At 60.5% G+C, this 21,109-nt stretch carries 23 protein-coding genes and 1 tRNA gene; 20 read left to right on the top strand and 4 right to left on the bottom strand.

Annotation, left to right across the window (positions count from 1 at the left end):
• The first annotated feature begins 100 nt into the window (after window positions 1–100).
• The 3 genes from AC4CWH_RS07825 to AC4CWH_RS07815 are packed head-to-tail and all read left to right on the top strand — an operon-like array spanning window position 101 to window position 1,220.
• Entirely contained in the window at window positions 101–553 is a 453-nt protein-coding gene (locus AC4CWH_RS07825) for a hypothetical protein (RefSeq protein ID WP_491321086.1), read from the top strand.
• Window positions 553–813, top strand: a complete 261-nt coding sequence (locus AC4CWH_RS07820) for a hypothetical protein (RefSeq protein WP_491321085.1) — start codon at window positions 553–555, stop codon at window positions 811–813. The genes AC4CWH_RS07825 and AC4CWH_RS07820 overlap by 1 nt, the downstream gene beginning before the upstream one ends.
• Entirely contained in the window at window positions 810–1,220 is a 411-nt protein-coding gene (locus tag AC4CWH_RS07815; protein WP_491321084.1) for a hypothetical protein, read from the top strand. Before AC4CWH_RS07820 ends, AC4CWH_RS07815 begins: the two co-directional genes overlap by 4 nt.
• A 277-nt stretch (window positions 1,221–1,497) precedes the next feature.
• Here AC4CWH_RS07815 and AC4CWH_RS07810 read toward each other — a convergent pair whose 3' ends face one another.
• Together AC4CWH_RS07810 and AC4CWH_RS07805 are read right to left on the bottom strand one after the other, a co-directional pair.
• Window positions 1,498–2,772 carry a tyrosine-type recombinase/integrase gene (locus AC4CWH_RS07810; protein WP_491321083.1) on the bottom strand — a complete coding sequence of 425 codons (1,275 nt, stop codon included), beginning with the start codon at window positions 2,770–2,772 and terminating at the stop codon, window positions 1,498–1,500.
• A 166-nt stretch (window positions 2,773–2,938) separates the two neighbouring features.
• Window positions 2,939–3,028, bottom strand: a tRNA-Ser gene (locus tag AC4CWH_RS07805).
• A 242-nt stretch (window positions 3,029–3,270) separates the two neighbouring features.
• Here AC4CWH_RS07805 and AC4CWH_RS07800 point away from each other — a divergent pair.
• Complete coding sequence (locus AC4CWH_RS07800; protein ID WP_491321082.1) at window positions 3,271–4,704, top strand: lipopolysaccharide biosynthesis protein; 1,434 nt, start codon at window positions 3,271–3,273, stop codon at window positions 4,702–4,704.
• A gap of 28 nt (window positions 4,705–4,732) precedes the next feature.
• Here AC4CWH_RS07800 and AC4CWH_RS07795 read toward each other — a convergent pair whose 3' ends face one another.
• Window positions 4,733–5,113 carry a VanZ family protein gene (locus tag AC4CWH_RS07795; protein WP_491321081.1) on the bottom strand — a complete coding sequence of 127 codons (381 nt, stop codon included), beginning with the start codon at window positions 5,111–5,113 and terminating at the stop codon, window positions 4,733–4,735.
• Window positions 5,114–5,453: 340 nt separating this feature from the next.
• On the opposite strand from AC4CWH_RS07795, the gene AC4CWH_RS07790 reads away from it, so the two are divergent.
• The 11 genes from AC4CWH_RS07790 to AC4CWH_RS07740 all read left to right on the top strand — a co-directional run bounded on the left by AC4CWH_RS07790 (window position 5,454) and on the right by AC4CWH_RS07740 (window position 16,268).
• Window positions 5,454–6,737 (top strand): septal ring lytic transglycosylase RlpA family protein, encoded by a 1,284-nt coding sequence (locus AC4CWH_RS07790; protein ID WP_491321080.1) that lies wholly within the window; start codon window positions 5,454–5,456, stop codon window positions 6,735–6,737.
• A 64-nt stretch (window positions 6,738–6,801) separates the two neighbouring features.
• Entirely contained in the window at window positions 6,802–7,980 is a 1,179-nt protein-coding gene (locus tag AC4CWH_RS07785; protein WP_491321079.1) for a D-alanyl-D-alanine carboxypeptidase family protein, read from the top strand.
• Between the two features lie 74 nt (window positions 7,981–8,054).
• Window positions 8,055–8,762, top strand: a complete 708-nt coding sequence (tmk, locus tag AC4CWH_RS07780) for a dTMP kinase (RefSeq protein ID WP_491321078.1) — start codon at window positions 8,055–8,057, stop codon at window positions 8,760–8,762.
• The gene (locus tag AC4CWH_RS07775; protein WP_491321077.1) at window positions 8,759–9,787 is read left to right on the top strand and encodes a DNA polymerase III subunit delta'; all 1,029 of its coding nucleotides are present in this window, start codon (window positions 8,759–8,761) and stop codon (window positions 9,785–9,787) included. The genes tmk and AC4CWH_RS07775 overlap by 4 nt, the downstream gene beginning before the upstream one ends.
• 100 nt (window positions 9,788–9,887) lie before the next feature.
• A complete protein-coding gene (gene metG, locus AC4CWH_RS07770) occupies window positions 9,888–11,447 on the top strand; it encodes a methionine--tRNA ligase (RefSeq protein WP_491321386.1) in 1,560 nt (519 codons plus the stop codon).
• 5 nt (window positions 11,448–11,452) lie between these two features.
• Window positions 11,453–12,235, top strand: a complete 783-nt coding sequence (locus AC4CWH_RS07765; protein WP_491321385.1) for a TatD family hydrolase — start codon at window positions 11,453–11,455, stop codon at window positions 12,233–12,235.
• Between the two features lie 4 nt (window positions 12,236–12,239).
• Entirely contained in the window at window positions 12,240–13,070 is an 831-nt protein-coding gene (locus AC4CWH_RS07760) for an MBL fold metallo-hydrolase (protein ID WP_491321076.1), read from the top strand.
• A 104-nt stretch (window positions 13,071–13,174) separates the two neighbouring features.
• The gene (locus AC4CWH_RS07755) at window positions 13,175–13,657 is read left to right on the top strand and encodes a DUF2938 domain-containing protein (RefSeq protein WP_491321075.1); all 483 of its coding nucleotides are present in this window, start codon (window positions 13,175–13,177) and stop codon (window positions 13,655–13,657) included.
• 78 nt (window positions 13,658–13,735) lie between these two features.
• Complete coding sequence (locus AC4CWH_RS07750) at window positions 13,736–14,302, top strand: GNAT family N-acetyltransferase (RefSeq protein ID WP_491321074.1); 567 nt, start codon at window positions 13,736–13,738, stop codon at window positions 14,300–14,302.
• Window positions 14,303–14,550: 248 nt separating this feature from the next.
• Complete coding sequence (locus tag AC4CWH_RS07745) at window positions 14,551–15,471, top strand: ABC transporter ATP-binding protein (RefSeq protein WP_491321073.1); 921 nt, start codon at window positions 14,551–14,553, stop codon at window positions 15,469–15,471.
• Window positions 15,468–16,268, top strand: a complete 801-nt coding sequence (locus tag AC4CWH_RS07740) for an ABC transporter permease (RefSeq protein ID WP_491321072.1) — start codon at window positions 15,468–15,470, stop codon at window positions 16,266–16,268. The genes AC4CWH_RS07745 and AC4CWH_RS07740 overlap by 4 nt, the downstream gene beginning before the upstream one ends.
• Before the next feature lie 40 nt (window positions 16,269–16,308).
• On the opposite strand, the gene AC4CWH_RS07735 is transcribed toward AC4CWH_RS07740, so the two are convergent.
• On the bottom strand, window positions 16,309–16,470 hold the full coding sequence (locus AC4CWH_RS07735) for a hypothetical protein (protein ID WP_491281561.1): 162 nt from the start codon (window positions 16,468–16,470) through the stop codon (window positions 16,309–16,311).
• A gap of 522 nt (window positions 16,471–16,992) precedes the next feature.
• Between AC4CWH_RS07735 and proV the strand changes: the two genes are divergently transcribed.
• The 5 genes from proV (at window position 16,993) to AC4CWH_RS07710 (ending at window position 21,085) form a co-directional block, all read left to right on the top strand.
• Window positions 16,993–18,225 carry a glycine betaine/L-proline ABC transporter ATP-binding protein ProV gene (gene proV / locus AC4CWH_RS07730; RefSeq protein ID WP_491321071.1) on the top strand — a complete coding sequence of 411 codons (1,233 nt, stop codon included), beginning with the start codon at window positions 16,993–16,995 and terminating at the stop codon, window positions 18,223–18,225.
• 70 nt (window positions 18,226–18,295) lie between these two features.
• Window positions 18,296–19,201: an ABC transporter permease gene (locus tag AC4CWH_RS07725; protein ID WP_491321070.1), complete on the top strand. Its 906-nt coding sequence runs from the start codon at window positions 18,296–18,298 to the stop codon at window positions 19,199–19,201.
• A 54-nt stretch (window positions 19,202–19,255) separates the two neighbouring features.
• Window positions 19,256–20,137, top strand: coding sequence for a glycine betaine ABC transporter substrate-binding protein (locus tag AC4CWH_RS07720; RefSeq protein ID WP_491321069.1), 882 nt, complete (start codon window positions 19,256–19,258; stop codon window positions 20,135–20,137).
• 82 nt (window positions 20,138–20,219) lie between these two features.
• Window positions 20,220–20,561: a helix-turn-helix domain-containing protein gene (locus AC4CWH_RS07715; protein ID WP_491321068.1), complete on the top strand. Its 342-nt coding sequence runs from the start codon at window positions 20,220–20,222 to the stop codon at window positions 20,559–20,561.
• A 365-nt stretch (window positions 20,562–20,926) separates the two neighbouring features.
• On the top strand, window positions 20,927–21,085 hold the full coding sequence (locus AC4CWH_RS07710; protein WP_491281556.1) for a hypothetical protein: 159 nt from the start codon (window positions 20,927–20,929) through the stop codon (window positions 21,083–21,085).
• Window positions 21,086–21,109: the final 24 nt, after the last annotated feature.

Genomic DNA, 21,109 nt, shown 5'->3' with positions numbered 1-21,109 from the left:
CGGCGGCAATCGCCGCCGTCATGTGGCCGTCGGAGATCGGGAAAGCCCTGGTGCAGCGTTTCTATGTGAACGACAAGTGGCCAGACGATCGGAGAGTGTGATGGGGGAGCGTCTAGTGGAATTGGAACAGCAGGTTGCTTTCACGCTTTCGGATTCGTCTCGGGCGCTCCGAAAAGGCGATGTTATCGGAGTATGCCCTTCCCCTGATTTATGCTTCGAGTTCGGCGACCGCGTTCGGTGCGGGCCATGCGCCGTCAAGGCATCGGCCGCCAAGGGCATTGCGATTGACGATACGCACTCGCACCTGCCGGAGGTTTGCCGGTTGCGGCGGCAGGTGAGGGAGTTGGAGGCGAGGCTTGCGGCGGCGCGCGATCCGTTCGACGTTGTCGCAGACTGGCACGACAAGCAGGCTCGCACCTTCAACGAAATGCGCCAAGACGTCAGAGTTGGAATGCCGGGGCAGCTGAAGGCGGCAGAAGCTGCGAAGCATCACGCCGGCAGTGCCGCCGCGTTGCGGCTCCATCGGTTGAATGAACAGAGGAAGGGGAAGTGATGGATGACCGCGCCGAGATCATGGCCGCCGTCGTCGCCGATCACGTGTCGATGGGCTGCACTGATGTGAGCAAGAGCCTCGGCATCGTGCAGATGCCAGACGGTTATGCGTTGATGCTCGATCGAGACGAGACGTTTTTCTACTGGCTACGACGAGACGGCATCGAATCCTCCCCGACGGTAGACAAATGGGCCGTTTACCGCGGCGCGAAAAGCGACAATGAAAAAGGCTGGAGCCGGAGACCGGAGAGACCGATATGAGTGAAAAGACTGCAACACAAGTAAGAGCGGAAGAGGAGAGATGGGGAGATGTTCGGCGCATGCGCGCGGAGGCCTTCGTCAATCTGACGATGATGGCTTTGAAGGACATCATCCCGGATGAAAGCGTAAAAGATGCCTACCGCGCGCTCGTGGAGGCGTACAAAGGCGCGGGGATTGATGCCGTAACCGATCATGACCGGGCCGCCCATGGGTTGGAGCCACGTGGCATTTTGGGGTGGACCAGGACAGAATTGCAGGTCTTGGAGGCCAAGCGCATTGATGCGTTGATAAAACCGATATCTTACTCGGTAGGACCGGCCGAAAATCACCCGAAGTTTGATGGTATTCCCAATCACCTCTCGAAAGAAGATAGCGCCAAGTGGGCACGCGATAGGGAGGGGAAGTGATGCCCGTTAAAGATATGGACGGCGACCTCGTCGAGGCTGGCGACACCATCGTCTTTTGTTATGGCATCCCACCAGTTCGCGTGGAGGCAAAGGTTGCTGACATAGCGGGCCAGCTTTGGGCCTTGACGCCAGGACACAAGCCCGAGCGGTGCAAACTATCTGATCTACCAAAGCACGTGGGCACATTTCACAAATTACGCCCTGCACCACAGGCCTCGGCCGATCCATCAGCCAAATGGGACCGCCGTCTCGCTTCCGCAAAAGGCATGTGACCAGCTTATTCGGCATCCACCTTTAAAATCTTACGCGCCCTCGGCAGCAAACTATCCGCTGCGGGGGCGTCTTTCATTATCAGGTCGGCCCATTCCTGCGCCAGTTCGATGCGGCGCTTCAGGTGTAGCGCGCGGTTATAGGCGCCTTCCACCTTGTCCTTCGGCACGTGCGCCAGCATCAGATCGATGATGTGCTTGTCTGCCGGGAAATGCTCATTCATCACCGACGAGAACGTTGCGCGCCAGCCGTGCGGGACGTGCTTGTGATGATATCCGGACCTGTTGAGGAGATACCCCAGGGCGTTGCCTGACATCGTCTTGTGCGCGCTGCGGCCATTCGGGAACGCATAAGGACCGCGCCCGGTGATGCGGCGCACCGCCCGGATCGCCTCGACGCATTGGCTCGACAATGGCACGATGTGCGATTTCTCGTCGTTTACCTTCTGCGCCATCTTCAGCTTCATGCGCTCGGCCGGGATGAGCCACAGGCCCTTTTCCAGCACCTCGTCCGACCATTCGCTCCAAGGCGTGGTGAGAAGCGAGCCCGGGCGAACTGCCGTCAGCGCGAGGATGCGCATTGCCAGCTGCGTTACCGGGTGGCTGGGGTTCGTCTCTACCCGCCGCAGCATGGTGCGCGCCTGCAACAGGTTGGTGATCGCCGGCTGACGTCCCTTCATGAGAGGGGACATTGCTTTCTGCACGACGGCGGCTGGATCAGTATCGCCGCGACCTGAAGCGATGGCATAGACGAACACGGCCGACATGCGCTGCCGCACTCGGCGTGCTGTCTCGATCGCGCCTCGCTGTTCGATCATGCGCAGCACGGCCAGAACCTCGACCGGGGACAGATCCTTTATCGGTGCCGATCCGATGTGCGGGAAAACCTCTTCGACCAGGCTGTCGAGAACGTCCTTCGCATGCTGCGCTACCCAGTTCGGTTTTTGGAAATCCCACCATTCGCGCGCCACAACCTCGAATGTGTGTTCGCCGTTGCGCTGCGCAGTCAGCTTGCTGAGCCGTTTGACGATGGCGGGATCTTTCCCGGCGTTCAGTTCGGCGCGCGCTTTGTCTCGATGGGTTCGTGCTTCGGCCAGAGATACCTCTGGATAGTTGCCAATCGTCAGTACCTTTTCGGAACCGCCTTTCAGCTTATAGCGATATTGCCACGACTTAAGTCCGGTCGGACTGATGAATAGCTGAAGCCCGCGACCGTCGGGTAGTTTGTAGTTCTTTTTGGCCGCTTTCGCCTTGCGGCATTGGGTATCCGTCAGCGCTGCCACGCATTTCTCCTATACCCGCCTTTTTTGATTTCTATACCCGCCATTATACCCGCTTTTGCTTCGGATTAATCCGGTTTATCCCGGACGCATACGGACTAAAGTGCAGCAAAAAAGCTAGGTTTTCAAGGGGGTTAAGGACGTATATGGACAAATGCGGATATAAGGATGGCGGAAGAGGTGGGATTCGAACCCACGGTACGGTCTCCCGCACGCCGGTTTTCAAGACCGGTTCCTTAAACCACTCGGACACTCTTCCAAGGCCAACCGAACAAATCGGCTCGCTGGATCGGGTTTATAGCCAGGCGCGCCCGCGCGTCAACTGATGATTGGCGGCATGCTGGAGAGTGGTTGATGACGCGGATGCAGCATGTTCTCTTGCACTGCAGCAATTCTGCCCTAGATCGGCCATGGAATCTGGGTTCCATGGTGGTAACGTTCTGGCGCGGGTGCCGTTGAGGTGTCCGCGCGGACGGGTGGCAGAGAAAATGGAGTGATTGAATGGCGTCGCAACGGAAGACGATGACGAGCGTTGCGTGGAGCATTTCATCCAAGATCGCCATATTCACCCTGAAATTCATCAGCGTGCCGATCCTTGCCAGATATCTGTCGCCATCCGAGCTTGGCATGGTGGCAAGCGGCATGATCGTCATCACCTTCCTGTTGATGTTTGCCGGCGCCGGCCTGACAGCCGGGCTCATTCGCGATGCGCGGGAAGATGCGCTGAGCGATAACACGGTGTTCTGGACAAATTTCGCCATGTCGGTGTTTCTCGGCTGTGCGGTGTTTGTGTTTGCCGATCCGCTGGCATCCCTTCTGGGGGCACCGGAGGCAAGCTGGTTGCTGCAGGTGTTTTCGCCGCTTTTCGTGCTGTACCTGGTGCCGGATGTGCCAAGTTCGCTTCTGGCGCGGCGCATGGCGTTTGACCGCGAGGCCTTTGTGACTGTTGTGGCCGAAGCGATCGGGGCACTGGCAGCCATTGCGGTCGTGCTGGGCGGGTTCGGCATATGGGCGCTGATCGCGCAGCTTTATGTGAGCGCTGTGCTGCGGTTTATCGGCCTGTTCATTGCGGCCGGCTATTGGCCGAGGCTGCAATTTGCCGGCCACGAACTGAAGCGGCATGCCAGTTATGGCGTGCGGCTTGTCGGTGCCGATTTCGTGAATTTTCTGTCCTTCCAGTCGCCGATTATCGTGATCACCCGCATGCTGGGCCTGCCGGAGGCCGGCACGTTCAACCTTACCAATCGCCTCTCCGACTTGCCGAACCAGATCGTGCTGACCGGCCTGATGAGCGTACTGTTTCCCTCGTTCAGCCGCATGAACGACGACGCGCTTCGCCAGTCTGAAATCCTGTCGCGCACCACCCGCGCCACCACGCTTCTGCTGGCGCCGCTGCTGTTTGGCATCTGGGCGGTGGCGGAACCGGCAATGGCGGTGGTGTTTGGCGAAAAATGGCTGTTTGCCGCGCCGGTGCTCGGGCTTCTGGCTGTGTCCAAGGGCATCATGTCGCCCTGCGGCAGTTTTATTCCCTATCTGAAGGCCACCGGCCACGCCTCGGTGCTCTGGTGGTTCGGCCTTGGCCGCGCCATCACTGTCGTCAGCGCCATGGTGATCGGCGCCTCTGTCAATGGGCTGGTGGGTCTTTGCTTTGCAGTCTGTATTGCCAATCTCGGCGTGCTCTTGGCCTATCTCGCCATCGTTCTGAAGGTTGCCCGCCTGCCATTGGTGCAGGGCATGCGTGATACGCTTCTGCCGCTTGGCCTTGCAGCCCTGATGGCGGTTGCCGTGCGGTTTCTTCTCAACGGCGGCACTCTGGCCGTGGAGGGGCCGTTGCTGCAACTGGCGCTCGGCATGGTGGCCGGTGGCCTTATCTATGCGGTGCTTCTGGCATTGACGCAACGCCGGCTGATCCGCGATCTCGTGCGCCGCGCCTGAACCGTTTCCAGCGCGGTGCCGCGCTTGTTCAGCGGGCGCTTTCCCGAGCCTGCTGGCCTGAGCGGATCGGCCATTTTTTGGCGATCCACGTCGCCAGAACGGCTGCGCCAGCGCCGATCATCACACCGGATGCCTTGACCAATGCATCCAGCAAATGCGCGTGGCGCGTCGGGGCGAGAAGCTGCATTGCTTCGATGGCACCGGCACTGATGACAAGCAGCGGCAGGAGAAACCAGAGCTTTCGCGGATAGGCGCTGACGAAGAAAAACGTCATCACCGCAAAGGCAAGCGCACGGTCGGTGTTGACGGGCAGCGGATCGTGCGGACGAAGTCCGATGGGCGACATGGTCACAAAAACGATTGCGGCAAACGAAGACCAGGCGAAAAACTTCAGGAGGCGGGATGTCATCATCCTGTCACGATAGACGGGTGGCAGGGAATGTCGCAAGGCAACAGGTCGTGATTTCCGTCACCATGCTTTGCCTGGCCGGTCCTCATCAGCGCATTTCGGGTTTTCCCGTGACCAAATCAGCGCCAAATCGCGGTTCCGCACTGTGCATGTTAGCGAAGGGTTAACCATAACTCATTGTAATTCTAACTATCCACGGTTTTGGATCGCATTTTGGCCACGTTGAAGGCAAAACTGCAGGCCTGTGAGCCTGAAGCCGTTAACCATGCGGCGTGAAGGGCGCGGGAGACGCCAGGACGAGGACCCGGGCGTTATCACCAAGCGGCGTGGGAACGATATTTTGACTTCTGAAAGTGGCAAACTTCATCTGAGTGCACGTTGGCTGGGGATCACCCTTGTCTGCGTCGGCATGGCGTCCTGCGCGGCGACACCATCGACGACCGTCGCCAAGAAGAACAAACCGAAGAGCAAGGAATATTTTTCCGAGAGCGAGTATGGCGTCAAGGCCAGCCCGCGCGTGGTAGGTGATGGTCAGCCGGTTCCCAAGGGCGGCGGCCGTTTTCTGGTCGGCAATCCGTATGAGGTGAAGGGCAAGGTCTACGTTCCCAAGGAAGACCCCAACTACAATAAGACCGGCCTTGCCTCCTGGTATGGTTCCGCTTTCCACGGCCGCGTGACTGCCAATGGCGAAGTGTATGACAGTGATCACCTGTCGGCTGCGCACCCGACCTTCCCGCTGCCGAGCTACGCCCGCGTGACCAATATGGACACCGGTTCGTCGGTCGTCGTGCGCGTCAATGACCGTGGTCCGTTCCATCCGGGCCGCCTGATCGATGTGTCCAGCAAGACCGCAGAACTCCTGGATTTCAAGAACACCGGCACCGCGCGTGTCAACGTGCAGTATGTCGGCCGTGCCCGCATGGACGGGCGCGACATGCCCTTCCTGATGGCCTCTTATGTCCGCAAGGGCGATCGTATGCCTGGGATCCACCCCGATGGCCAGATCGCATCCGGCGTGATGGTCGCCTCCAACCAGTCGCTGGGTGACCAGTTGCAGAGCTATGGCAATGGCGGCCCGACCGCCTATGCCGGTTCGACGCCGAGCGGCAAGGGCGGCAAGCAGCACGCGCCGGATGCCGCTTTTGCGGCAGCCGCGAGAACCTATGAGGCGGCCCCGATCCGGTCCGCTGCTCCGCTAAAATCTTCGGCATCGGTGGCGAGTGCGCCAATGCCGTCGTCGCGTCCGGCCGCTGTCCGCTCATCGCAAACGGCGGTCGCTTCGGCAAAGGCCCAGCCACCGGCGCAGGCCTATTCGGTAGCGTCCCTGCCTGTTGTGGCAGAGCCGGTTCAGGCGCGTCCCGTGGCGCAGAAGGCCGCAACCGTGAAGCCCGCTTCCGGCCAGCCGGTCGCGACGGCGCGCTCCGTCATTCCAGCACCCGCTCAGCCCGTGCAGAAGGCGGCAAAAACGGCTCAGCCCTATCCGGCCTCTGCGCAGACGGCTTATGCGGCGCCGGCCCATTCGGCGGCTTCGCCTCAGGTTATCTTCGGCAATGTCATCCTGCGGGATGACGGGCGCATCGAGCAGGTCAGCAACGGTTCGTCGCAAAAAGCCGGCCGACCCTGATCCTGCGGTTGCGCCTTCCGTCTGGCCTTGCTAGGCACGACGCATGCGGTTGAAGAGCTTGACGATGCGTTTTGCGATTTCCTTCCCCGTCGTCCGCGCCTTTGTCGTGGCGATTGCAACCCTTGCCTGCGTTTCGTCAGTGCCGGCGGCCGACGAAACGCGGCTGCCGGGCCTCAAGGCCAAACAGATCTACATGGTGGAGGAGCGCTCCGGCACCGTGCTTCTGGCGCAGAATGAAAACCAGGCGTTTCCGCCCGCATCACTTGCCAAGCTGATGACCATGGACCTCGTCTTCGAGGCATTGGCGAAGGGCGAGGTCACGCTCGACACGACCTACCGCGTCTCGGAAAACGCCTGGCGCACCGGCGGCGCCCCCTCGGGCACGACCACCATGTTTGCTGCGCTGCGCTCCGATATCCGGCTGGAAGACCTCATCAAGGGTGTCATCATCCACAATGCCAATGATGCCTGCATCATCATTGCCGAAGGCCTCAGCGGGTCCGAGCAGGCCTTTGCCACACGGATGACGGCGCGCGCAAAGGACCTCGGGCTTGCCCGCAGCATTTATCTGAACGCAACCGGCCTGCCGGATGCAGAAAGCCGCACGACGGCGCGTGACCTGGTGGAACTTGCCCGCCACATTCACCGCACCTATCCGCAGTTCTATCCGCTTTATGCACAGCCGGATTTCGAGTGGAACAAGATCTTTCAGCGCAACAAGAACCCGTTCCTGTCGCTTGGGCTTGGCATTGACGGGCTGGGGGCCGGTTACGCGGAAGGCTCCGGCTTTGCAGGCGTCGCCTCCGTGGAGCGCGATGGAACGCGGCTGTTTCTGGCGCTTGGCGGTCTTGCGAGCGACAAGGAACGGCTGGAGGAGGCGCGCCGCGTTCTCGAATGGGGCCTGTCCGCCTTTACCACCCGCGTGCTGTTTGCCGATGGTGAGGCGATCGGGCAGGCGGCGGTTTATGGCGGCGAGCATCACTATGTCGACTTGACGGCCAAAGGCCCTGTCGATGTCTATATCCCAAGCCGCGATGCCGAACGGCTGTCGGCGCGCATCGTCTATCGCTGGCCGCTCAACGCACCTGTCAGCGAAGGCCAGGAGATTGGCGTGCTGAAGGTGTTTGAGGGGGAACGGCCGCTGAAGGAGGTTCCGCTTTACGCAGCCTCGGCTGTCAGCTCCGGCTCGCTCGTCTCCAAGGCGACGGATGCGCTGATGGAGCTTCTGCTGTTCTGGCTCTGAGCCCGACTGCTGTTTCGCAGCGCAGCGCAATGCGCTAAGGGAAAACCTCAAGACAGCGTGAGAGCGGCGACAGAGTGACGAAAACCCGAGGATTTTTCATCAGTTTCGAAGGCGGGGAAGGGGCTGGAAAATCCACCCAGATCCGCCGGCTGGGCGAAGCCTTGCGCGCTAACGGACATGAGGTGCTTGTGACCCGCGAGCCCGGTGGGTCTGCCGGCGCCGAATCGATCCGCCATGTCATCCTGTCGGGTGCTGCCGAACCGTTTGGCGTGCGCATGGAGGCCATGCTGTTTGCCGCGGCCCGCAACGACCATGTGACGGCGCTGATCCGCCCGGCTCTATCTCAGGGCAAGGTGGTGCTGTGTGACCGCTTCATCGATTCCTCGCGTGTCTACCAGGGCATTACCGGCAATCTGGAGCAGGAGTTCATAGACCGGCTGGAGCGGGTGGCCGTCGATGGCGTGCGCCCGGACTTGACCATCATTCTTGATCTTCCCGCCGAACAGGGGCTGGCGCGCGCAAGAAAGCGCAGCGCCGATCAAGGATCAAGTGAGGCGCCCGACCGGTTCGAAAAGGAAGAGATCGAGGTGCATGAGATGCGCCGCCGCGCTTTTCTGGACATTGCCGCCCGCGAGCCCGACCGCTGCCATGTGGTGGATGCGGCCCGCAGCGAAGACGATATTGCGGGCGACATTCTTTTGATCGTCCAGCACAGGTTGGACCAGGAGGAGGCCGCAGATGCGGCCGACTCAAATCCCCTTCGGGCGGAGAGCCTGTCATGAGTGACCTGCCTTTCGGCGTTCTCGACGGTGCCATTCCGCCGCAATCCAACAGCCATCTTTTCGGCCATACCGAGGCGGAGGATTTCCTGGCGGGTTTTTACCGGTCCGGCCGCAGCCACCATGCCATTCTCATCGAAGGGCCTGAAGGCATCGGCAAGGCAACACTTGCGTTTCGGTTTGCCAACCATGTTCTGTCGCATCCGGAACCGGAAACGGCGCCGAATTTTCTTGCCGAGCCCGATCCGTCCTCATCGGTCAGCCGGCAGATTGCGTCGGGCGCCTCGCACAATCTTCTGCACCTGACACGGCCGGTGGACGAAAAGAGCGGCAAGGCGAAAACCGCAATTACCGTGGACGAGGTGCGCCGGGCAGGGCACTTCTTTTCGCAGACATCAGGCACCGGCAACTGGCGCATCGTCATCATCGACCCCGCCGACGATCTCAACCGCAATGCCGCCAACGCCATCCTGAAGATCCTCGAGGAGCCGCCGAAGCGGGCGCTGTTTCTGGTGCTGAGCCACGCGCCGGGAAAACTGCTGCCCACCATCCGCTCGCGCTGCCTGCCGTTGAAATTGCAGCCGCTGGGCGAGGGGGATCTGACCCAGGCGCTGTCCTCACTTGGCATCACGCTTGATGGCGGGCGCACGGCGCAGGAGGTGCTGGCCACCGCGAACGGCAGCGTCTCGCAGGCGCTGAAGCTCATGAACTATGGTGGCACCGACATTATCAGCGCCTTTGCCGAGGTGACCGCGTCGTCCGGCCCTGCCGCCCGCAAGGCGATGCACCGGCTGGCCGACGTGCTCGCGGCCAAGGACAATGACGTGATCTTCGGCTTTTTCCTCGATCACCTGCGCGAAAGCCTGGTTGCGCGGGCGAGGGCAGCCGCCCATGCCGGCGATCTTGCCGCCGCCGACCGTGCCTCGCGCCTGTCGTCGGAGATCGGCGAGCGGATCGCCATTTCGCAAGGGTATAATCTCGATCGCAAGCAGACGATCATTTCGCTGTTGGAGGACGTCGCCCGGTAAACGGCAGATCGCGTGGCCCCACGAACGGAAACTTGCTGTTTCGCAACGGCGAAACATGGGTTAAGACGCGGGCCAGAGAAATTCACGAATGCTGGCCGAAATGTCCTCCAAAACGCCCTATTACATTACCACTGCCATCTCCTATCCGAACGGCAAGCCGCATATCGGCCACGCCTACGAGCTGATCGCGACGGATGCCATGGCGCGCTTCCAGCGCCTTGACGGCAAGGATGTCTTCTTCCTCACCGGCACCGACGAGCACGGCCAGAAGATGCAGCAGACGGCGCGTGCCGAAGGCATTACTCCGGAAGCACTTGCTGAGCGCAATTCCAATGAATTCCGCGAGATGGGCAAGCTCTTGAATGCATCGAACGATGATTTCATCCGCACCACCGAAGAGCGTCATCATGTGACGGTGCAGGCTGTGTGGAACCGCATGGCCGACAAGGGCGACATCTACAAGGACCGTTATGCCGGCTGGTATTCGGTGCGCGACGAAGCCTATTACCAGGAAGAGGAAACCGAGCTGCGCGCCGATGGCGTTCGCTACGGTCCCCAGGGCACGCCGGTCGAATGGGTGGAAGAGGAGAGTTATTTCTTCAAGCTGTCCGCCTATGAAGACAAGCTGCTGAAGCTCTACGAGGACCAGCCGGATTTCATCGGTCCGAACGAGCGCCGCAACGAGGTGATTTCCTTCGTCAAATCTGGCCTGAAGGACCTGTCGGTGTCGCGCACGACCTTCGACTGGGGCATCAAGGTGCCGAATGATCCGAAACACGTCATGTATGTCTGGGTGGATGCGCTGACCAACTACATTACCGCGACCGGCTATGTCGAAGATGAGAATGGACCGCGGGCAAAATATTGGCCGGCCGATGCCCACATCATCGGCAAGGACATCATTCGTTTCCACGCCGTCTACTGGCCGGCTTTCCTGATGTCGGCGGGCCTGCCTTTGCCAAAGCGCGTTTACGCCCATGGCTTCCTGCTCAACAAGGGCGAGAAGATGTCGAAGTCGCTCGGCAACGTGGTTGATCCGGTCAACCTCGTCTCGCATTTCGGGCTCGATCAGGTGCGTTATTTCTTCCTGCGCGAAGTGTCGTTCGGGCAGGACGGCAGCTATTCGCCGGAAGCCATTGCCACCCGCATCAATGCGGATCTCGCCAACGGCATCGGCAATCTTGCCTCGCGCTCGCTGTCGATGATTGCCAAGAACTGCGAGGGCAGGGTGCCGCAGCCGGGCGAGTTGACGGACGCCGACCGGGCGATCCTTGCAACGGCGGATGCCGCAATTGCCATCTGCCGCGAGGAAATGGGCCGCCAGCAGGTTCACAAGGCCGTTGCCGCCACGATCAACATCGTCAACGAGGCCGACCGTTATTTCGCCGCCCAGGAGCCCTGGGTGCTGCGCAAGACGGACGTGCCGCGCATGGAAACCGTACTGTGGGTCACGGCCGAGGTGGTTCGTGAAGTCGCGATCCTCTTCCAGCCGATCATGCCGGAATCGGCGGCAAAGATCCTCGATCTCGTGGCGGTGGCGCCCGAAGATCGCGGCTTCGACCGGCTGGGCGAGGCGGGTCGTCTGCTGCCCGGCACGGAACTTCCGGCGCCTGCCCCTGTCTTCCCGCGTTATGTGGCGCCTGAGGCACCCCAGGCATGACGTCCATGCTGATCGATAGCCATTGCCACCTGGATTTTGCCGATTTCGACGCCGAGCGCGACGAACTGGTGGCGCGCGCCCATGCGGCGGGCGTTTCCCAGATGGTGACCATCTCGACGCGGGTGAAAAAGCTCGACACGCTGCTTGCGTTGACGCAGCTCTATCCGTCCGTGTTCTGTTCGGTCGGCACGCATCCGAACAATGCCGGCGAGGAACTGGATGTCAGCGCCGACGATCTGGTGCGGCTGGCGGAAAGCCACGAGAAGATCGTGGCGATCGGCGAGGCGGGTCTCGATTATTTCTACGATACGCAGACTCCTCAGGACCAGCAGACCGGCTTTCGCCGTCACATCGAGGCTGCACGCCGCACGCAGCTGCCGCTCGTCATCCATAGCCGCAGCGCCGATGACGACATGGCAGCGATCCTGACCGAGGAAACGGGGAAGGGCGCCTTCCCCTTCATCCTGCACTGCTTTTCCGCAGGCCAGGCGCTGGCCGATGCCGGCGTGGCGCTTGGTGGCTACATTTCGTTTTCGGGCATCGTGACGTTTCCGAAATCCGAAGAGCTGCGCGCCATCGCCAAAACCGTGCCGATGGATCGTCTGCTGGTGGAGACGGATGCGCCGTATCTGGCGCCAAAACGCTGGCGCGGCAAGCGCAACGAACCCTCCTACGTGGTCAACACGGCCGAGGTTCTGGCTGAGGTGAAGGGCGTTTCCTACGCGGAGATGGCTGAGATCACCACCGCCAACGCGTTTCGCTGCTTTTCCAAGATGACGAGGATCTGACATCGTGGCGGGTGACCGGCTTCGTTTCACCATTCTCGGCTGCTCGTCGTCGCCTGGCGTTCCACGGCTCGATGGAGACTGGGGCGCCTGCGACCCGCACGAGCCGCGCAACCGCCGCCGCCGTGCAGCGCTTCTGGTGCAGCGGCTGGCCGCTGGCGGCGGCGTAACGAACCTTGTCATCGATACCGGCCCGGACTTTCGCGAGCAGATGATTTCGGCCGGCGTGAAGCGGCTGGACGGCGTGCTCTACACCCATGCCCATGCCGACCACCTGCACGGCATTGACGACGTGCGCGGTTATTTCCACGCGCAGCGCCAGCGTATTCCGATCTGGGCCGATCCCTTTACCATGGGACGGATCCGCCAAGGGTTTGGTTATTGTCTGGAAACGCCACCGGGTGGCAACTATCCGCCGATCGTCACACCGCATCTCATAGAGACGCTGGACGAGCCCGTGGTCGTGGACGGGCCGGGGGGACCGATCCGCGCTTACCCGCATGTGCAACAACATGGCGATATCGAATCGCTCGGCTTTCGCTTCGAAAACGTTGCCTATTGCAGCGATGTCAGCGATTTTCCGGGGGAGAGCCTTGCGCGGCTGCAAAACCTCGACATGCTGATCATCGACGCGCTGCAATACACGTTCCACCCGAGCCATCTGTCGCTGGAACAGGCGCTCGGCTGGATCGGACGCCTAAAGCCGAAGCGCGCGATCCTCACCCATATGCATGTGCCGATGGACTACCGAACGGTGATGGCGGAAACGCCTGACCATGTGGAGCCGGCCTATGACGGCCTGAGCTTCGAATGCGACGTGACAGGCGAGGATGCCTGAGAGCCGGGGCGGCGGGGTTGTCGGTGTGCAATTTGGTTGGCCATCGTGACCGGTGAGCTGGCACGTGGTCCGGTACAGGGCAAAAAAGAGAGAAAGTGTCGGGTATGGGGGCTTTGATCTGGTACGGCACGGTTCTGGGGATCGTCGCAACGCTTGCCATGGATATCTGGGCGCTCTTCCTCTATGGGGCGCTGAAGCAGAACCGCCCGAACTGGCGCCCGGCTGGTCGCTGGTTCGTTGCAGTATCACGTGGCCGTTTCCTGCATGAAAACATCGCAGCGCTTGAACCGCATCGCCAGGAAAACCTGATCGGCTGGACCGGCCATTACGCCGTCGGCATTTTCTACGGCATCGTGTTTGCAGCAATCGTCGGCACGGACTGGCGCCAGGACCCGACATTTCTGCCGGCGTTTATCTTCGGCATCATCACCGTGGGGGCCGGCTGGTTCATCATGCAACCCGGCATGGGCCTCGGTATTGCTGCATCGAAAACACCAAACCCCAACAAGGCCCGCTTCCTCAACCTTGCCGCTCACACGATCTTCGCCCTTGGGCTTTATGGCGCGGGCCTCGCGCTGGCCGGTTGATCGTTCTACGACCATTGCAAACGGACTTTGTAGCAGCGTCCTGTTTCACACATGAACAAACGGCGATAACGTGCTGCAATGGATATTATTACAACACCGCGCCTGACCTTGCGAAATTTCCAGATCGACGATGCCGCCGATCTTTTTGCCTATCTTTCCGATCCGAAGGTCAGCTGTTTCCTGTCCCTCAAGCTCGATCATAGGGATGCGGCAAAGGCAGAAGCGGAAAAACGCAGTGGAAGCGATGACTACATTGCTGTCTGCCTGAAAGAGACAGACAGGGTCATCGGTGACCTGTTTGCCATACCGGAAGAAGATACATATTCGGTTGGATGGAACTTCAACCCGGACTTTGGCGGAGCGGGTCTGGCTTCGGAAGCGGCACGCGCCTTGCTTCAGTTCCTTTTTGCCGTGAAAGATGCGCGCAGACTATATGCCTATGTCGAGGACGACAATCTCCCGTCGCAGCGTCTGTGCGAACGTTTGGGGATGCGCCGGGAGGGTGTGTTCAAGGAGTTCATCTCGTTTACAAACGACGACGACGGCAACCCGATCTACGAGAATACGATGCAATACGCGATCCTTCGAAAAGAATGGGAAGCAATCCAGAGTGTGATCGCGGATCCTCGTGATGGCAGCAGTTGATGTATTGATGCGCCAATCGGTTTGACATCCTAAGGCGTAGGATTGGCCTTATGAACAACCAAAATATTCCATAATCTATCTTATCCCGCAAAGCTATGTCGCTGGGGCAGATACCATCTAAACGGGACAAGCCTCACCTCCTGATGCGGTAAGCGGTGAAAAGAACAGGTGTTTGATGTGTGCCGTAGAAAAGCCGTGCTGCGGCAGGCAGATCAGAGAGACTGGCGCGCGTGGATGGATTTGGTTGAATGGCGGTATTGATGGAGCCTGACGCGGTGGATACAGCGCTTGCCGTCCATGCGGTTGAAAAAAAGTTCGGGCATGGCGCCCGCGCCGTGATGGCGCTTGATGGGCTTTCGCTTCAAGTTCCGGCCGGCCGTGTCTACGGGCTGCTGGGACCGAACGGCGCGGGTAAAAGTACGCTGCTTCGGATTGTTGCCGGTCTGGTGCGGCCGGATCGCGGTTCGGTGCACATCTTTGGTGCGCCTGCAAGCGTTGCCAGCCGCCAAAGGCTCGGCATGCTGGTCGAGGCGGCAAGCTTTTATCCATTTCTGACGGCGCGCGAGCATCTGGAGATGTTCGCCCGGCTGTCCGATACGCGTGCCTTCGTTGACCCGGTGCTGCGGCGCGTTGGTATCCTGTCTGCAGCCGACAAGAAAGTGTCCGGCTTTTCTCTGGGCATGAAACAGCGGCTGGGCATCGGCTGCGCCCTGATCGGCAGGCCGGATGCCATTGTGCTCGATGAACCGACGAACGGGCTCGATCCGGACGGTATTCTTGAAATGCGCTCGTTGATCCGCGAACTGGCGGCGCGCGATGGGATCACGGTTCTGTTGTCGAGCCATTTGCTGGATGAAGTGGAGCGTGTCTGTCACAGGGTTGCCATTCTTCGGCGCGGACAGTTGGCGGCAGAGGGAAATGTGGCGGATCTTCTCAATCGTGACGGGCGCTTCTGGCTGAACGTGGAAGAGACCGACACGCTTCTGGCGCGGCTGGGAGAGCACGCACAGGCCGGTGATGGCGGCATCTATGTGCGCCTTCCCCGCAAGGATGTGCCCGATCTCATTGCATCGCTTGCGGCATCCGGCATCCGCATTCATGAAGCCAAATGGGTGAAGCCGGATCTGGAATCGGTGTTCTTGTCCGAAACGCGGGATCATCAGCCATGAGAGCCCTGCTATCCGGTGAAATGCTAAAACTCATCCGTCAGCCCGCCATCCTGTTCTGGGGTTATCTGGCGGTGCCGTTTTTTGTGCTGCTTTTCCGGCTTGGGCTGGAGATGCTGGTATTCGTGCGCACGGGGCGCGGCATGGGCGACACGGTTGATATCCTGTCTTCGGCTGCAAAGACGCTCTCGGTGTCCGGCAATGCCGTCGGACATCTGCTCTTTGCCATCGGCATTGCCTGCGTGTTCTTCACCGAATACCGTTATGCGACCTGGCGGCATCTGGTGCCGCGCTGTGGCCGCCCTCACCTCTTTGCGGCAAAATTTCTCATCTGCCTGCTGTGTCTTGCAGCCGGCCTTGTTCTGATCGTTTTCGGCGACATGGCGCTGAACCTTGCCGTCTCCGTGTTTTCCGGGCGCGGACTGTCGGGTGTCGTTTTCTCTTTCGAAGGCTGCCGGCTGCTGGTCCTTGCCTTTGCAATTGCGCTTGTTGAACTTGCCGTATTAACGGCGGTGGTCTCGGCGCTGACGATCCTCACCCGGTCGATGATTGCAGCGGTCATTTTTGCCTTCGTGTTGACGCTGACGGTCACGCTGCTGCAGCTTTATCTCGATCTTGCCAACACCGCTGAAATATTGCCGCTTCCCGCCTCCGCGGCAACTGCGCTGCGCGATTGGCTTTTGTTTCACGGCAATGCCGAGGCCGGTCAGATGGGACTTGTCGTGCTTTCCGGCTGGCTTGCCGCCACGTCGGCTCTCGGCCTTGTCGCCTTTTCACGCCAGCAACTCACCTCGGAATAGTGTCACCGGGGAACAGTGCTGGTGCCCGGCGCGTATGACATCAAGGAACCGGTGTGCCCGTCACGCCAAACTGGAAATAGGCCCAGGCCGCAGCAAAACCGAGGATGATCACACCTGATGTCAGGGCCTTGCGCAGCCATGGCGGTGTCTGGCGCGGCGGCTTGACCGGTTTCGGTTTCTGGAACTTGATGACGTTGTTCATGGCAGGCCCTGCGCGTGATGTCGAACGACCTGACTAGCGGAAATTCACGTCTTCATCCAGTGGTACAAAGCGGGAGAGTGATCCGCCGGAGCGTGCCGGTGGCTCAAAAGTTGTCCCCGGACGCTTCCCCTCACCCCTCTGCAAACGGCCGGAAACAGCTGTCCCGAACGCAGGTTCCGCTGGTGCATGAAGCCCCCCTTCAAAGCTGGGCTGCGCGACAGACATACCAAATCTGGATTTTTTTATGGACAAAGGCGGTTTTCTCCTATATTTAGAGGCACAAATTCGCCGGGAAGATGCGTCTGCGACATGTGGGCCCCGTCATCTTTCATTCAACGGCATGCGTCCGAGCCTTGGCATTTCTGCCACCGGTCGCCCTTATCAGCATGGAACCTGCGGCGTTCGCGCCGCGTGATTTAAAATCGGAATGAGATGTCCCGGAGGGTTGAAAAATCCTCTGGCGGCGAACCATTCCCAAAAAAGGAGCGTTCCCCTGCTACCGAGCGGGGGGCTTGAACATTCATGGCTATGCCCACTGAAAATGACGTGTCGGTTTCGCCTGACACGCCCAAGATCAGTCTGAAATCCGTCTTCAAGGTTTTTGGCGAGCGTCCGGAAAAGGCGCTCGAACTCTTCAGATCCGGCAAATCGAAAGCCGATGTCCATGCCGAGACGGGAAATTCCATCGGCGTGTCCGATGCCAGTTTCGACATCTACCCCGGCGAAATTTTTGTCATCATGGGCCTCTCCGGCTCGGGTAAATCGACGCTGCTGCGTCTTCTCAACCGCCTGATCGAACCCACTTCAGGGTCCATCGCCATCGACGGGCAGGATATCACCAAAATGTCGCGCGGCGAGCTGATCGCTCTTCGCCGGCGCGATATCAGCATGGTGTTCCAGTCCTTTGCGCTGCTTCCCAACCGCACGGTCTTGAACAATGCCGCCTTCGGCCTTGAAGTCGCAGGCGTTGGCGAAGAGGAACGCAAGGCAAAGGCGCTTGCAGCGCTCGAAGCCGTTGGCCTTTCCGGTTATGCCGATAGTCGTCCGGACCAGTTGTCCGGTGGCATGAAGCAGCGTGTCGGGCTTGCCCGGGCGCTGGCGAGCGAACCGACCGTGCTTTTGATGGACGAGGCGTTTTCCGCTCTCGACCCGCTCATCCGCACGGAAATGCAGGACGAGCTTGTCCGCCTGCAATCCGAACACAGCCGCACCATCGTCTTTGTTAGCCACGATCTTGACGAAGCCATGCGCATCGGTGACCGCATCTGCATCATGCAGGATGGCGAGGTCATCCAGGTCGGGACGCCGGATGAAATCGTCACGCAGCCGGCCAATGATTATGTCCGCTCGTTCTTCCGCAATGTCGATGTCGCCCAGGTGTTCAAGGCCGGCGACGTGGCGCGCCAGACGCAGGTGACGATCATCGAGCGCCAGGGCGTATCGGCGGCAGCCGCACTCGAACGCATGAAAAAGTTCGACCGCGACTACGCCATCATCCTTGGCCGCGACAAGACCTATCACGGCATGGTCAGCCGTTCGTCGCTGATCGAAAACGTCAAGGCAAAGGACCCGGATCCCTACCGCCGTGCGTTTCTGGCCGATGTGGAGCCCATTCCATCCGATGAGCCGCTGTCCAACGTGCTCGGCCGTGTGGCCGGCAGCGCCTGGCCCGTGCCGGTGGTGGACGCGCGCCAGCGCTATATCGGCTCCATCAGCAAATCCGCCCTGCTGGAAACGCTTGATCGCGCCAGCTGATCGAACGCCGCGCGCGCCAGGCCCATGGTCTGGCGTCTGAGCGGTCGCGATGACGAGAGGATATTCCCCCATGAATTTTGAAATCGGTGACGGCGTCGATACGGCCGTCAATTACATACTCGACAACTATTCGCCGGCACTCGACGTGATTGCGTCTGCTATCGGCTTTGTCACGGATGGCATCCTGAACCTGCTGACATCGGCGCCGATGCCGCTTGGCATTGCCATCTTCGTGCTGCTGTCGCTCTGGCGTGTCGGCATCGGCTTTGCCGTGTTTACCGGCCTGTCGCTCTGGCTCGTCCAGCATATGGGCCTCTGGATTCCTACCATGGAAACGCTGGCGCTGGTCATTGCCTCGACCTTCCTTGCCATGCTGCTGGGCCTGCCGCTCGGCATTGCCATGGCGCGGCGCGATGCGATAGCCGCCGGCGTTCGCCCGGTGCTCGACCTCATGCAGACCATGCCGGCCTTCGTCTATCTCATTCCGGCCGCCATGTTTTTCGGCCTTGGCGCGGTTCCGGGCACCATTGCGACCGTCATCTTCGCCATGCCGCCGGTGGTGCGCCTGACCAATCTTGGCATCCGCCAGGTGGATAGCGAATTCATCGAAGCGGGCCAGGCCTTTGGCTGCACCTCCTCGCAGCTGCTGTTCAAGGTGCAACTGCCGAACGCCCTGCCCTCGATCATGGCCGGCATCAACCAGACGATCATGCTGTCTTTGTCCATGGTGGTCATCGCCTCGATGATCGGCGCCGGCGGCATCGGCAATATCGTGCTTACCGGCATCCAGCGGCTTGACGTCGGCACAGGGTTCGAGGGCGGTCTTGCCGTCGTTATCCTGGCTGTCATTCTTGACCGTATCACCCAGTCTCTCGGCCGGGAAAGCGTCGGCTTGCGACGTTTCCTGTCTCTGAAGCCCGCCAGCCAGCGCAGTGCGGCATCCGCACCAGGCGTTGCCGCCTCCACCGCCGGCTGACCCATGGCGGGGTGTTCCCCGCTAAAATTGCGAACCTTTGAAAAAGGAGCATCTATGTTCAAGACACTCGCCTCTTTCGGCGCAACCATCACTCTTGCCGCAGCCCTTGTCAGCGGCACGGCAACGTCAAGCTTTGCGCAGGATGCAAAGCCGGTGAAGATCGGCTGGGCCGCCTGGTCGGATGCCGAATTCGTCACCAAGCTGGCCGCAAAGCTCATCAAGGACAAGATGGGCCGCGAGGTGGATCTGGTGCAAACCGATGTCGCGCCGCTTTATCAGGGTGTCAGCCGGGGCGATCTCGACGTGATGATGATGGCCTGGCTTCCCCAGACGCATGCCGACTATTATGCCAAGGTGAAGGACAAGGTCGACACGCTGGGCTCCGTTTATGAAGGCGCCAAGCTCGGCTGGGTGGTGCCCACCTATATTCCCGAAAGCGAAATCGCCTCCATCGAAGACCTGAAAAAGCCCGAGGTGCAGAAAAAGCTTAAAAACACCGTGCAGGGCATCGACCCCGGCGCCGGCCTCACCCGCCTCTCGCAGGACGCGCTGAAGACCTATGGTCTCGACGATTACAAACTGCAGATCTCCAGCGAAGCGGGCATGCTGACCACGGTCAATCGCGCCGAGCGCTCGAAGGACTGGTTTGTGGCGACGTCGTGGAGCCCGCACTGGATGTTCGGCAAATATGACCTGCGCTACATTGCCGACCCCAAGAAGGCACTCGGCGAAGCGGAACATGTCGATGTGCTCGCCCGCAAGGGGTTCAGGCAAGAAAATGCCGAGGTTGCAGGCTTCCTGTCGCGCATGAAGCTGCCGATTGCAGATCTCGAAAAGGCGATGTTCACGGCGCAGGAGACCTCTTACGACGAGGCGGTTGCGGCCTACATCAAGGACCATCCCGACCAGATCAAGGCATGGGTTGGCAAGGAATAAGCCAGACCTGAAAACCTGCGGGGGGCAGCAGTTCGTCGGCCCCCGCAACCCTTATGACGATCCGGCACCAGGAGGGCCTTCGATGACGGATGCGCGCTATGACGGCATGTTCGGCTATGATGGAATGTATGGCACCGACGACACGTTCGGTGGCCGCATTTCGCTCGCGCGCGATGCGCTGGCCTTTTCACTGGAGAACGCGGCGCGCTTGATCGATGTCGATGTGCAAACGCTGCGTCACTGGGAAAATGACCGGTGCGCGCCACCGGCCAATCAACTGGCGGTGCTTGCCGGGGTGCTGCAGGTCAGCCTGTCCTGGCTGATGACCGGGCGCGGCCATGGCCCTGACTGGGACGACCTGACGGAAGTTCCGCCGCTTGCGCCAGGCCGGGCCACCCGGCCGCTGCCGGTCCTGCGATACTGACCTGCGATACTGGCCGGCATTGGACCCGGAAATGGAAGGCGGCAGCGATCTGGCGATTGCTGCCGTTTTTCTATCTGCGGTCCGGTCAAGGCGGGTTTTGTCATGGAAACGGTTGACGGGAGGCGCCGCGGACGCGATGTGTGCACCCGAAGTGATTCACGTAACGCCTGCTTCGGTGCCGGATGAGGCAAAGACGGGGGCGTACCGGAACCATGGTTCCCGTGGATCATTTCGTCGTGGCACGGATAGGCGTTCGCTGACGTGTCGTGCCGGCTTTTGGTCGGTACGGCAAGCCAGACGCAAGGCGCAAACGCTATATCCGGGTGGTCAGCCGGGATGAGCCACGGCGCAGAAGGAGCATGACGATGAACGAGACGGAAACCCAGATGGACCTCCAGGACGCCGCCCTTGCGCTTTTTCTCGAAGCCAATGATCCCGACCAGATCACCGATATTCTGGTGGCGGCTCTCGATGATGCGCTGCGGCTGATGTACGAGGATCTGGCAGGCGACACCGTTCACTGACGGCGCGCGGTCTTTCTGTCAATC

Source organism: Neorhizobium sp. PAMB6716 (assembly GCF_058242805.1).
This window is presented reverse-complemented; position numbering and strand designations above follow the sequence as displayed.